The organism is Mesorhizobium sp. WSM4312 (genome assembly GCF_002294875.1).
In the GTDB taxonomy this organism is placed as follows: Bacteria; Pseudomonadota; Alphaproteobacteria; order Rhizobiales; family Rhizobiaceae; genus Mesorhizobium.
In genome coordinates this window covers 202989-216103 of record NZ_NSFU01000014.1, presented here as the reverse complement: position 1 = coordinate 216103, position 13115 = coordinate 202989, and the positions used below count along the sequence as shown (strand labels likewise).

Below are 13115 nucleotides of genomic sequence, written 5' to 3'. Positions count from 1 at the left end.
GCGCGCGATGTGCAGTCATGGCTTCCATCCTTCGAAAGCCCGGCTTCCAAGTCAATTCTGCTTAGTCAAGCTGTCCGCTCCGAGGGGCGCACTCCAAAAACCGCTCACACTTTTCCTGGAATTGCTCCAGAGCGCGCCGCCTCGAAGGACGGGAATGTCTCGTTGCCGCAAGGCGCTATGCGTCTTTGGGCGACGTGGATGGGCTCATGATGGATCGGCGGCGGCCGGACGGCCGACATGCCGGGGCCAGGCCGGGTCGCCCCTTGCCGCGTCCGCCGGCTCGAAGGCCGGCGACCAGCGCGTGCGGGTGACCGGCAGCCGTGCCAGCTTGAAGTAGCTGAAATACATCAGGAAGGAGCCCATAATGTAGGGGTTGAGGACCTCGACCTCGACAAAGGAGCGGATGAGCAGCAACACCATCACGCCGAACAGCACCACCGATTCGGCCTGCCATGCCTTGAAAATCACCGTGGAGACATGGCCGTAGAGCGTGCGCAGCATGATCAGCGAGATCATCACCGCTCCGGTGAAGCCGAGTTCGACAAGCGCCTCGACATAGGTGTTGTGGAAATGGAAGCCGGTGCGGGTGGTGATGTAGAATTCATTCCACAGCCGCTCGGCCTCGGCAAAGCCCTGCACCCAATAGGCGGCATAGCCGACGCCGAGGATCGGCGAGCGCTGCGCGGCGTTCCAGCCCTGCTCCCACAGATAGGTCCGCCCGGTGAGCGTCGAATCCTTGCCGAAGAGGCCAAGCACGAAGTCCATGAGCCCGAGATTGAGGGCCACAACGGCCACCACCACGATCAGGCCGGCGCCGACCAGGAAGATCACCCGGCGATAGCGCCGTGACAAAAGCTTGGTCATGGCAAGAAGCGCGATCAGCGCCAGGACCGCCGGTATCGAGGCCATCGACGTGGCGGAATGCGAAATGACCAGCAGGTAGGCCGACAACAGCACGACAGGCACGGTCAGGATGAAACTCAGCCGGCCACGCCGCAGGAAAGCGAGGAACACCACGGAGAAATAGATGCCGAGCGAGCCGACGAAGCCGATCTGGTTCTTGGAGGCAAAAGCGCCGACGAAATTGTAGGTGCCGTCAAGGACGTCCTCGGAATAGGCCCCGACCTTGAGCGAATAGAGCATGACGAAGAAAATCCCGACCAGGGCGCCGAGCGTCAGGGTGCGCACGCTGACGGTGCGCGCCGCGACATAGGCACAGGCGATGTGGGACAGGTACTGGACCGCCGTTCTGGCGGTGACGCCGGGCGCCTGCGACCAGAAGATGGAAAAACAGATATACGCCGCGAACAGCAGCGGCAGCCAGGCGCTGGAGAGCTGGCGCAGGAAGCGCCGGTAGTCGACCAGGACGAGCGGAAGCCAGACGGCGTAGTAGGCCAGGATCAGCACCTGGCCGAAAATGACGGAATAGGAGAACGCCCAGATCGAAACGGCAACGGCAAAAGCGCCGTAGACCGAGTTCCTCTCGGGATCGACCAGCAGGGACTTTGGAATTTTCATCTCAGAGTCCGGTCGGCGCGGCCCAAGACCAGCAAATCCGGCAGGCGGCAGGCCAGCCGGCATATCCGCAAAGAGGGGCGTGCAATAAACGGCATCTCCATTGTGCAGTGCAATATAACCTATCGCACCGCATGCTCAATGGCAAATCCGGTCACCTTGTCTTACATCAGGGCAGTTCACCGTTTAACGGAAACGGCGAACCGCTCTAACTCTTTGTTTTGACGCTATTCCGGACGGAAAACCGTTCACACTTTTCCTGGAATTACCCTAGCGGACGGCGAGAGAGCAGCCGGTGGTCCGTCCCGCGACAGCCGCCTGGATCAGCAACGAGAACGCTACCACAGTGCTCCGCCGGTGATCTGGATGTTTTCCATGGTGATGCCCGTGGCCAAATCCGAGCAGAGGAACACCGCCAGTGGAGCCCCAGGGCTGCGTGCCCTCGAAGTCCATGAAAGCCTGTGGCCGGAACTGTCGCTGCGCGAGCGGGAACTGGTGCAGCTGGTCCTCGCCGGCCATCCGACAGCCAACATCGCCGAGCGTCTCGGCATCACCGTCGGAACCGTCAACAACCACCGCCGGCGCATCCAGGAAAAGCTCGACATCACCACCGAGCGGGAGCTGTTTTTGCAGTTCTTTCAGCACCGATAGCGCCCCTGCTGGCCTACCAATATCCCGTTCGGCGAGCCCGATCCCGCCTTGAACTTGGTTGCCGTTGACTTCACATTCGCCACCGATTGGGAGGAAGATATATGTTGAACTTCGCGGGACGCTTCGCTGGCCGGTCAGCCGTCATCACCGGCGGAGCCTCGGGCATCGGCCTGGCGGTCGCACAACGGATCGTCGAGGAAGGCGGGCGCGTCTGCGTCTGGGACCGTGATCCGGCCCAGATCGAACAGGCGAAAACTCTCATCCCTGGCCTGCATGGTGTCGCCATTGACGTCGCCGATGCCGCCGGCGTCGAAGGCGCCGCCGCAAGGACGATCGAAGCGCTTGGCGGCGTCGACATTCTGGTGACCAGCGCGGCCATCACCGGACCGAACATGACAACCTGGGCCTATTCGACCGAGGATTGGCAGCAGGTCATCGACATCAACATCAACGGCGTCTTCTACTGCAACAAGGCGCTGGTGCCGCACATGCTGGAACGCAATTATGGCCGCATCGTCAACATCGCCTCGATCGCCGGCAAGGAAGGCAATCCCAACGCTTCCGCCTACAGCACGTCCAAAGCCGCCGTGATCGGGCTGACCAAGTCGCTCGGCAAGGAACTGGCCAAGACCAAGGTGACGGTGAATTGCGTGACGCCGGCGGCTGTGCGCACAGCGATCTTCAAGCAGATGAAGCAGGAGCACATCGACTTCATGCTGTCCAAGATTCCGATGGCGCGCTTTGGCGAGGTCGAGGAAGTGGCGGCGCTGATCTGCTGGATCGCCTCGGAAGAATGCTCGTTCACGACCGCCGCCGTCTTCGACGTTTCCGGTGGCCGCGCCACGTATTGATCCGGGCCGGAACATCCCCACATTGGCCGGTGCAACTACAAATCCGCGTGACGAGGCAACGATCGGAACTGGACAGGCTTATAGTCGCTGACGTCTGTATTGGCGACAGAACAGGGTTTGAGGGAAGCCATGACACGACGAGACAGTTTGGCGGTGACCGATGGCCGCCGTGCCGACGCCGGGAGATCGACAGGGCCCACGGCCATCGGGCTGGAGATTGCATCGCTTGCCTGAAGCAGAGCCCGCAGCGCTGTCCGATGACGAACTTCTGGACCGCTACCAGCGCGCGGCCTTCGGCTATTTCCTGGAGAATGTGAACCCCGACAACGGGCTGGTCGCCGATACATCGCGGCCGAATTCGCCGGCCAGCATCGCGGTCGTCGGTTTCGCCCTCTCCTGCTATCCGATCGGCGTCGAACGCGGCTGGATGACGCGCTCGGCGGCGGTGGAGCTCACGCTTGCGGCGCTGCGTTTCTTCTCGGCCAGCCGGCAAAACGGTGGTGATGACGTCACCGGCCACAAGGGTTTCTACTACCACTTCCTCGACATGCGCACCGGGCTGCGCGTCTGGCGCTGCGAGCTGTCGATGGTGGACACCGCCTTGCTGATGGCCGGCATATTGGTGGCCGGCGCCTATTTCTCCGGCGGGAATGAGAAGGAGGCCGAAATCCGGCGACTGGCCGAAGCACTCTACCGGCGCGTCGACTGGCGCTGGGCGCAAGGCAGCAGCCCGACCTTGCGGCAAGGCTGGAAGCCGAAGAGCGGTTTTCTCCACTATGGCTGGGAAGGCTATAACGAGGCGACCATCCTCTATGTGCTGTCGATGGCCTCGCCGGACAGCCCGACTTCGGACGACAGTTACGAAGCCTGGACGGCAACCTACCAGTGGGAAAACATCTACGGCCATGACGTGCTCTATGGCGGTCCGCTGTTCATGCATCAATTCTCGCATGCCTGGATCGATTTCGCCGGCATCCGCGACGCTTTCATGCGCGAGAAGAACTCGGACTATTTCGAAAACAGCCGCCGCTCGACCTATCTCCACCGCGACTACGCCCGCCACAACCCCTATGGCTTCGACGGTTATGGCGAGAACCTTTGGGGCCTTTCGGCCGGAGACGGGCCGGGCGGCTTCCGCGCCAGTGTCGAGCGACGGAGGCACCGGTTTTCGGGTTATGCCGCGCGCGGTGCACCGTTCGGGCCGGATGACGGGACGATCGCGCCATGGTCCTATCCAGCGTCGCTGCCTTTCGCGCCTGACATCTGCCTGGCAGCCATGCGTCATCTCGGCGAGCGCTATCCGCAAGTGATCGACAATTTCCGCCTGCCGAGCGGCTTCAATCCGACCTTGGCCAATCGGCGAAAATTCGGTGGCAACGGCTGGGTGTCGGAAGGCCATTACGGGCTGGACCAGGGCATTGTGGTGATGATGATCGAGAACCACCGCTCGCGCCTGATCTGGGAGCTGATGCGCTCCAATCGGCACATCCGCCGCGGCCTGGACAAAGCGGGTTTCACCGGCGGCTGGCTGGCACAGCCGTCAGGCTCCGCATCGGGAGCCTACGATGGCGCGTGAACAGACAAGGGCGGCCACCTTCCCTGTCGACCGCAACGACGTCGACCTGGTCCGAGGCGCGCATCCGCCTCACTGGAAGAACCCTACGCCCGACGGCCCCTACAATCTCGTCGTCATCGGCGCCGGACCAGCCGGGCTGACCGCGGCGCGCGACGCCGCAAGCCTTGGCGCGAAAGTTGCGCTGATCGAGCGCGGGCTGATCGGCGGCGCCTGCATCAATGTCGGCGGCATCCCGTCGAAGTCGATCATCCGTACGGCCCGGCTCTATGCCGACATGCGCGATGCCGAGAATTTCGGCGGCGACACGCCGGCGCGTCTTCCGGTCGACTTCGAACGGGCCATGATGCGGATGCGGCAGATCCGGCAGCGGCTCAGCCGTGCCGATTCGGCCGCTGCCATCACAGCCGAAGGCATCGACCTCTATTTCGGCGAAGCGCGCTTTGGCGGACCCGATACGGTGTTGGTCGCCGGCAAGACGCTGCATTTCAAGAAGGCCCTGGTCGCGACCGGCGCGCGTCCCAGCGGGCCGGCGATCCCCGGACTTGCCGAGGCCGGCTATCTCGACAATGAGAGCATGTTCAACCTCACGCAACGTCCCGAGCGGCTCCTGGTCGTCGGCGGCGGGCCGCTTGGCTGCGAGACGGCGCAGGCCTTCTGCCTGCTCGGCGCGAAGGTCATCCTGGCGCAGAGCGATCCGATGTTCCTGCCCGGCGAGGAACGCGACGCCGCGCAGATCCTATCGGACGCGCTGGCGCGCGAGGGGGTGGAGGTACGCCTGAACACCGAGGTGGTGGCGGTGCGCAAGGAAGGCGGCAAGAAGCACGCCGACCTTTTGCGGGACGGCGACACGACAACGATCTCCGTCGACGAGATCATCACCGGCGTCGGCCGTTCGCCCAATGTCAGGGATCTCGGGCTGGAAGAGGCCGGGGTGGTGTATGACGCCAGCGGCATCAAGGTGGACGATCACCTCAGGACGACCAATCCGCACATCTACGCGGCGGGCGATGTGTGCCTGGAGTACAAGTTCACCCATACCGCCGAGGCAACGGCACGTATTGTCGTGCGCAATGCCCTGTTTCGCGGGCGCGAAAGGCTCAGTGACCTCGTCGTTCCCTGGTGCACCTATACCGATCCGGAGATCGCCCATGTCGGGCTCTATCCAATCGAGGCGCGGCAGAACGGCATTCCGGTCAAGACCTATACGGTGCTGATGCATGACGTCGCCCGCGCCGTGATGGACGGCGAGGAGGAAGGGTTCGTCAAGATCCATGCACGGGAGGGATCCGACCGCATCCTGGGGGCGACGGTCGTCGCGGCCCATGCCGGCGAGATGATCAATGCGGTGACGCTTGCCATAAGGTCCGGCATGGGATTGCAAGCCCTGGCCGACGTCATCCATCCCTTCCCGACGCAGGCACAAGGCATCAAGATGGCGGGCGATGCCTACAGGCGAACCCGGTTCACCTCCTTGCGCAGGCGTCTGGCGGCGCGCTGGCTGGCCTGGTCGAGGCGATGACCCTGGCCGCGCGCAGAGGGCTCGGGGCGCGGCAGTATTCAAAATATACAGTGCTTGACGAAAGCCTTGTTCAGCTAAACAAGGTGGCGCTGATGCCTGCAGTCACGGAATCGTTCTGAATGCCATCCGAATTGGACCCCCTGCCTGGCACAAAGCCCCAGGCGTCCGCATTGAACGGCACAGGCGCGCAGCCAGCTGTCGGCCAGCCCGGGCAGGCGACCCAGAAGCGTACGCTGGTCGTGTCGCACGACCCGGGCTTTCCGCCGGCTTCAGGTGCGGATCTGAGAAACTATCGCAACGCCGAAGCGGCCGCCAGGTTCGGACCGGTCTGCCTGGTTTCAGTGAAGCCGAACAAGGCAAGGAATGCGCCTGATCCGTTGATCCGGGTCGAGGCCCTGTCGATCGAGGGGGAGCCTCGCACGGCCTCGATCGGCTGGTGGCGCTCAAGGGCGGAGAATCGCATACCGCGTTCCGCGCTGACCCGGCTTGAGGCACTCGTCCGTGAATTCCGCCCTGACACAATCATTGTCGAGGGGGTCGGCCTGTTCAAGCTGCTGCGGCCGCTGCGGCCGCTGGCGGAGCAGCTCATTCTCGACATGCACAATGTCGAGTCCGACCTGGCCGGACAGATCAGGCGTCTCAGTGCCAAGCGAAGCGCGGCAGCATTCGGCGTCCGGTTCCTCGAGAGAAAAGCACTGTCCCTTGTCGACAGGGTATGGGTCTGCTCGAACCTCGATCGCCAGAAGCTGATGACGCTTTCCCGGCACAAGATCCCGATCGACGTTGTTCCGAACGGAATTCCGCAGCCCGGGGACAGTCGCGCGCGCCTGCCCGCCGAGCCGCCGACCGACAACGGCTTTCCGGTGATCGTGTTCATCGGCCATCTCGCCTACCCGCCAAACATCGATGCCGCCCAGCGGCTGGCCAGTGTCATATTGCCCCGTATCCGAAACGCCCTGCCGGATGCCAGGCTCGTCCTGGCGGGACGCACCCCGCGACCGGAAGTGCAGGCATTGGCCAGCTTGCCTGGTGTGGAGCTCATCGAAGATCCCGCGGATGTCGCGCCGCTGTTGTCCAGCGCGCATCTCACCATCGTCCCGCTGACGGCGGGTGGCGGCACACGCATCAAGATCCTGGAAGCAATGGCCGCGGGCGTGCCGGTGATCGCCACGCCGATCGCGGCCGAAGGCCTGGATCTGGTCGAAAATGACGAGGTGTTGCTGTCTCAATTCGACGAAACGCTTGCCGAGATGGCCATCGGACTCTGTCTCGATCCCGAACGCAGGGCGCGGCAACGCCTTCGGGCGCATCAGGCGGTATGGGCAAGGTTCGGCCCGCAAGCGATCCGCGATGCCGTTCGTGACGGGCTTGGACCAAACGGCGCTGCTGGATGATTCCGGCAATCCTGCACCAGACCTGGAAGAGCGACGCCATTCCCGCGCGCTTCCAGGCATATGCAGACAGCTGGAAGCGGCACAATCCGCACTGGACGGTGATGTTCTGGAGCGACCGGATGCTGCTCGAATTCGTGGCCGAGCACTACCCTGATTTCCTGTCGATGTTCTGCGGCTACACGAGGGGCGTGCAGCGCTCGGATGCGGCCCGCTACATGCTGCTGCATCATTTTGGCGGGGTCTATGCCGACATCGACTGCGAATGCGTCGCGGCCTTCGATCCCATCATGGATGAGACCCGTGTCGTGCTGTGCAAGGAGCCGGCGTCGCATGCGGCCGTCCAGGCGGATTTCCGGGGCCTGCCCTATCTTCTGTTCAACGGAACAATCGCCAGCCCGCCCAGGCATCCGTTCTGGATGCATGTCCTGGCCATGATGCCCGGGCTCGCCGGCGCCAAGGACGTGCTCGACGCGACCGGTCCCTGCCTTTTGACCTCCGCCCAGCGCAGCTACGGCGATCAGGAAGCCTTGGCCATTCACCCTTCCGGCCTGTTCACGCCGGTGACGTCTGCGGGGAGCATGGAGCGTGAGGCCGGCGACGATACTGCGGCACTTTCGATCCATCACTGGGCCGGCACATGGTGGATCCCGGAGCCGCCACCGAGATGGACGACCAGGCTGCGCAATCAAGCCTATCGGCTCCGGTACCAGCTGACGCGCGGCGCGTATCTGGATGAGGCCGAGGCCAAAGCCGGCGTCGACAAGGCGGTTCTGGCGGCGCCGCCGCCTTCGGGCCAGAACATCGCCGTTCTGGTGCCGCTTCGCGACGCCGCCGACCTCATCCAACCCTTTCTCGATGCGCTGGACGGGCTCGACTACCCCAAGGACAGGCTCAAGCTGGTCTTCTGCGAAGGCGACAGCCTGGATGGCAGCTGGGAACGGCTGCAGGCCGCGACGGCGGGACTGGCCGGCAAATATCGCGATATCGTGCTGCTGCAACGACATGTCGGCACCAGGCTGGACAGGGCAAAACGGGCCAAGCCGAGGATGCGACGCGTGAGGCGCGGCGCGATTGCCAAGGTGCGAAATTACCTCATCGACCACGGGCTGAAGGAAGACGACGACTGGGCGCTGTGGATCGATATCGACGTCTGGCGCTTTCCCGGCGATGTGCTGAACCGGCTGATCGCCACGCGGCATCGCATCGCTGTGCCCAACTGCGTGAAGATCGCCGGCGGCAGCAGCTTCGACCTCAACAGTTTCGTTATCCGACGGCAGACCAGGGATTATCGCTATTACCGCGAGATACGCGGCGGTCTGCACCAGCCTCCCAGGGAGACACCATATCGATATCACCTGAGCGATGTCAGGCATCTCGACATCATCGGCCTCGATGCGGTCGGCGGGACCATGCTTCTGGTCGATGCCGCTCTGCATCGCGGCGGCCTTCGCTTCCCTGAAATTCCCTACCGCGACCTGATCGAGACCGAAGCCTTTGGGGTGCTCGCCAACGATCTCGGCATCCGGCCGGTCGGCCTGCCGAAGCTGGAGATCCTACACGTCCCCTGGTGAAGCGGCAGCCTGCCGAAGTTCCTGCCTGAGGGGTTCCAGATAGGCCTGCGGCCGCAGGCGCCGCCACAAATATTCCCGGTCCGTCAGATGCGCGGCCTTGCCGATCCAGCGCTGTGGCGCTTCTGGATCCCTGACCTCGTGCCAATCCTCGACAATGATGACCGGCAAGCCTTCGTAGAGAGGATCGAGCGGCGAGGTCTTGGTCACCACGATGCACCCGAGATATAGCAGCTCCCATGTGCGGTGGCAGTCGAGGCCGTTTCCCGTGGTCGAAAGCACGAGCGGATATTGCGAATACAGCTGCCAGATGCCGCGCTGCGAAACGCGTCTTTTCAGGAAGTCGACATGCGGGCATCCGTCCAGGACATCAAGCAATTCCCGACGCTCGCTCGAGCCGCTGCTGACGCTGAAATCACAGAATATCCTGGGCTGACGACGATCCGCATTGCCTTGCCGGCCGCGCAGGGTTTGCAGTTGCCGCACCAGTCCGGCAGGCGTCGCAAGGGAGCGTGGCGTATGGAGGTCCAGCCCGATCGGGAACGGATTGATCCGGGGATGAACGCCATCGCAGTTCTGGCTGTACCAGGACACCAGATAGGGGTTGGCGAGAAGCCGCTCGACGGTGTCCTTCGCCAGGTCCGACGGCACCGAGGCATCGCCGTCTGTCGTCAGCAGGATGAAGGGAGCCTTGATGGTCGGCAAGACGACCCGGGTGAATGTATCGAGGTCGCAGTTTCGCCGCTCCCTGGCCAATGTGCTCAGCCGCACCCAGACGATGCCGTGCGCGCCACTGTAGTGGTCGCGGAAAAAGGCCTCGCTCTGCGTCGATTCGGTCGGCGCGTTGCGATACCACTCGGGTCCGGCGAAGTCGCAGAAGCAAGCGATGCCTTGCGACCACAGCACGGACGGAACGCCGAGAGATCTCAGCGCCCAGGACCGCACCGCCTTTTTGAGTTTTGCCCGCCAACGCGACATGCCCATCGGCAAGGCTTAGCCCAGACACCGTCGCGCCTGCAATGTCCCAGTTCCCGCCCGAACGTCAGCCGTGGAGTTCCCGGGAAATCGGCGGGCCGACCAAAAATCCGGAGAATGTGACCTCGAAACCCTCGCGCTGCGGCGAACAGCACATCATGCCGACATCGACCGTCTTCGAGATCGGAAAATAGGCGAGCCGCACCGGCTTCCAGCGACCGTCCGAAGTGTCGAGATACTGGACGCGGATCGCCTCGCCGTGGCGGGTCAGACGGATGCTGACGCCGTTCGGACCGGCATGAATGGCGACCAGCGACCAGTCGGATGTGTCGTTGGTGACGACGACGGAGAAATAGGCAAGGCCGTCGGTGTATTCGATGCCAGCCTTGATCCAATGCGTTTGGCCGAGCCGGACCATCAGTCCGGCCTGGTCATAGAGCACCTTGTAGTCGCCCTTGACGGTGACTTCGGCGGTGAAATCGCCCTCGACCGGCCGATGCAGGAAATGGCCGTTGTCGCGCCAGAAACCGTAGAAGGTCTCGCGCCAGAAATCGGTCTCCTTGCCGGTGCGCACGCGCACCGCATCGCCGTCGATGGCGTGATGCGGCGGCGGGTTGAGCCAGGTCAGGTCCTGCAATGTCATCGCCTCATGCCGGTTCCGTGGTGAAGGTCGCCGGCCCGACAGGCCGGCGCCCGATCAGCCCGCGAATGTATAGGCGGTCTTTACCGTGGTGTAGAACTCCATGGCATAGCGGCCCTGTTCGCGCGGGCCGTAGCTCGAGCCCTTGCGGCCGCCGAAGGGAACATGGAAATCGACGCCCGCCGTCGGCAGGTTGACCATCACCATGCCGGCCTCCGAATTGCGCTTGAAGTGGGTGGCATGTTTCAGGCTCGTGGTGCAGATGCCCGAGGTGAGCCCGAAAGGCGTGTCGTTGGCGACGGCAAGCGCCTCGTCAAAATCCTTGACGCGGATGACGCTGGCGACTGGGCCGAAAATCTCCTCGCGCGAGCTGCGCATGCCATTGGTGGCTTCGGTCAGCAGGGCCGGGCTGAGGTAGAAGCCGGGCGTCTTGCGGTCGAGCCGTTCGCCGCCGAAGGCGAGCGTGGCGCCCTCCCTGACGCCGATGGCGATATAATCCTCGTCCTGCTTCAGCTGGGTCGCGTCGACGACCGGGCCAATCTGGGTCTGCGCATCGAGCGCATCACCGATCACCAGCTTGCCCATCCGCTCCTTCAGCGCATCGACGAAACGGTCATGGATACCTTCGGTCACGATCAGCCTGGACGAGGCGGTGCAGCGCTGGCCGGTCGAGAAGAAGGCGCCGTTGAGCGCGCAATCGACGGCGACCGCGAGATCGGCGTCGTCGAGCACGACCAGCGGGTTCTTGCCGCCCATTTCGAGCTGGAACTTGCGCATATGCTCGACACTTGCCGCGGCGACGCGTTTTCCCGTGCCGACCGAACCGGTGAAGGTGATGGCGTTGACATCGGGGCTATCGAGCATCGCCTGGCCGACCACCGAGCCCTTGCCCATCACGAGGTTGAGCACACCCTTGGGCAGGCCGGCGCGGTGCAGGATATCGACGATGGACCAGGCGCTCTCCGGAACCAGCTCGGCCGGCTTGAAGACGATGGTGTTGCCATGGGCGAGTGCCGGCGCGATCTTCCAGGCGGGGATGGCGATGGGGAAATTCCACGGCGTGATGATGCCGACCACGCCGACAGCCTCGCGGGTGATCTCGACGCCGACGCCCGGCCGCACGCTCGGCACCATCTCTCCGGTCAGGCGCAATGTTTCGCCGGCAAAGAAATCGAATATCTGGGCGGCGCGGATGGTCTCGCCAATGCCTTCGGCCAGCGTCTTGCCTTCCTCACGCGCCAGATTGCGGCCGATCTCGTCCTTGCGCGCCATGATCTCGTCGGATGCCTTTTTCAGCACCGCATGGCGGGCCAATGGACCGGAGCGGGACCATGAAGGAAACGCCGCCTTGGCCGCCGCGATTGCCTGCTTGGCCTGGTCGACCCCAGCCGAGGCATATTCGCCGACGACGTCGCCGGTGTCCGAAGGGTTGATGTTGCGGGAGCCGGCATCGCCGACCCATTCGCCATCGATGAGGTTCTTTCGAAACTGTGCCATATCTGGTCTTTCCTGCTGGTTGGCCGCGCGGCGGCATCTGTGTGAACTGGTATTTGCCAGACAAATGCCCTGCGGGAAAGCACGCACTGGTCGAACAGCCGCGACAAAAATCCCCGGGCCAGCCGTTGCAGCCAGCCCGGCTGGTATCCGCGGAGCGTTGTTTCCGACCAGGCGAGTTGCCCTGCACACCTATGTCCATAGCCTTGATTTGGCTGATGCGGCGTGTCATGCGTCGTACAGATGGCAGCACTCGAAACGACGATCCAGCGCGCCGGCGCCACCGGCAACATCAAGGCCACGCGCGAAGACTGGCTGAAGTTGGCGCTTGAGACACTGATCTCGGATGGTGTCGAACGCGTCCGCGTGCTGACACTTGGCCAGCAGCTCGATGTCTCGCGATCCAGCTTCTACTGGTATTTCAAAAGCCGCCAGGATCTGCTCGACCAGCTGCTGGACTATTGGCGGCAGACCAACACAAGGTTCATCGTCGAGCGCGCCTCGCGGCCTTCCGCGACCGTCATCCGCGGCGTGATGAGCATTTTCGAATGCTGGGTGGACGAAAGGCTGTTCGATCCCCGGCTGGACTTCGCGATCAGGGCCTGGGCCCGGCGCTCACCCACCATCAGGCGCGCGCTCGACGAGGCCGACGAGGAGCGCGTCAATGCCATACGCGACATGTTCAAGCGTCATGGCTATGAGGACGAGGACGCCTTCGTGCGCGCTCGCGTCCTCTATTTCATGCAGATCGGCTATTACTCGCTTGAGCTCAATGAGCCGATGAGCACCCGTCTCGCGCACGTCGCCTCCTATCTGCGCAGCTTCACCGGCCAGGAGCCTCCGGCGGACGATGTCGAGGACTTCGCGCGATACGTCGAGAAGACGCTTTCTGGCAAACGATAGACGCAGTCGCCGGCCGGCCCTGACCCGAC

General features: G+C 63.5%; 10 protein-coding genes and 2 pseudogenes. 7 read left to right on the top strand and 5 right to left on the bottom strand.

Translation table 11 applies throughout. The features are described 5' to 3' along the window. Positions 1-204: 204 nt before the first annotated feature. Entirely contained in the window at positions 205-1518 is a 1314-nt protein-coding gene (locus tag CK228_RS24195) for an O-antigen ligase (RefSeq protein WP_095789479.1), read from the bottom strand. Positions 1519-1853: 335 nt separating this feature from the next. Then, a pseudogene (locus CK228_RS36455) lies at positions 1854-1940 on the bottom strand (3-oxoacyl-ACP reductase); the annotation flags it as partial. Positions 1941-1974: 34 nt separating this feature from the next. Between CK228_RS36455 and CK228_RS24190 the strand changes: the two are divergent. From CK228_RS24190 to CK228_RS24165, 6 genes and pseudogenes are all read left to right on the top strand, one after another. Beyond that, positions 1975-2166 (top strand): annotated as a pseudogene (locus CK228_RS24190) (helix-turn-helix transcriptional regulator); the annotation flags it as partial. A gap of 101 nt (positions 2167-2267) precedes the next feature. Then, positions 2268-3017 (top strand): SDR family NAD(P)-dependent oxidoreductase, encoded by a 750-nt coding sequence (locus CK228_RS24185; protein ID WP_095789478.1) that lies wholly within the window; start codon positions 2268-2270, stop codon positions 3015-3017. A gap of 226 nt (positions 3018-3243) precedes the next feature. Further along, on the top strand, positions 3244-4593 hold the full coding sequence (locus tag CK228_RS24180) for a glucoamylase family protein (protein ID WP_095789477.1): 1350 nt from the start codon (positions 3244-3246) through the stop codon (positions 4591-4593). Next, positions 4583-6112 carry a mercuric reductase gene (locus tag CK228_RS24175; protein ID WP_095789476.1) on the top strand — a complete coding sequence of 510 codons (1530 nt, stop codon included), beginning with the start codon at positions 4583-4585 and terminating at the stop codon, positions 6110-6112. The genes CK228_RS24180 and CK228_RS24175 overlap by 11 nt, the downstream gene beginning before the upstream one ends. A gap of 170 nt (positions 6113-6282) precedes the next feature. After that, positions 6283-7506: a glycosyltransferase family 4 protein gene (locus CK228_RS24170; protein WP_095789497.1), complete on the top strand. Its 1224-nt coding sequence runs from the start codon at positions 6283-6285 to the stop codon at positions 7504-7506. Further along, a complete protein-coding gene (locus CK228_RS24165; RefSeq protein WP_095789475.1) occupies positions 7503-9077 on the top strand; it encodes a glycosyltransferase in 1575 nt (524 codons plus the stop codon). Before CK228_RS24170 ends, CK228_RS24165 begins: the two co-directional genes overlap by 4 nt. On the opposite strand, the gene CK228_RS24160 is transcribed toward CK228_RS24165, so the two are convergent. From CK228_RS24160 to CK228_RS24150, 3 genes are all read right to left on the bottom strand, one after another. Continuing rightward, positions 9060-10052: a hypothetical protein gene (locus tag CK228_RS24160; RefSeq protein WP_095789496.1), complete on the bottom strand. Its 993-nt coding sequence runs from the start codon at positions 10050-10052 to the stop codon at positions 9060-9062. The two genes, CK228_RS24165 and CK228_RS24160, sit on opposite strands and share 18 nt — an antisense overlap. A gap of 64 nt (positions 10053-10116) precedes the next feature. Then, the gene (locus tag CK228_RS24155) at positions 10117-10692 is read right to left on the bottom strand and encodes a DUF1349 domain-containing protein (protein WP_095789474.1); all 576 of its coding nucleotides are present in this window, start codon (positions 10690-10692) and stop codon (positions 10117-10119) included. A gap of 54 nt (positions 10693-10746) precedes the next feature. Continuing rightward, on the bottom strand, positions 10747-12186 hold the full coding sequence (locus CK228_RS24150; RefSeq protein ID WP_095771631.1) for an aldehyde dehydrogenase family protein: 1440 nt from the start codon (positions 12184-12186) through the stop codon (positions 10747-10749). Between the two features lie 240 nt (positions 12187-12426). On the opposite strand from CK228_RS24150, the gene CK228_RS24145 reads away from it, so the two are divergent. Continuing rightward, positions 12427-13086, top strand: coding sequence for a TetR/AcrR family transcriptional regulator (locus tag CK228_RS24145; RefSeq protein ID WP_179296024.1), 660 nt, complete (start codon positions 12427-12429; stop codon positions 13084-13086). Positions 13087-13115 lie beyond the last annotated feature (29 nt).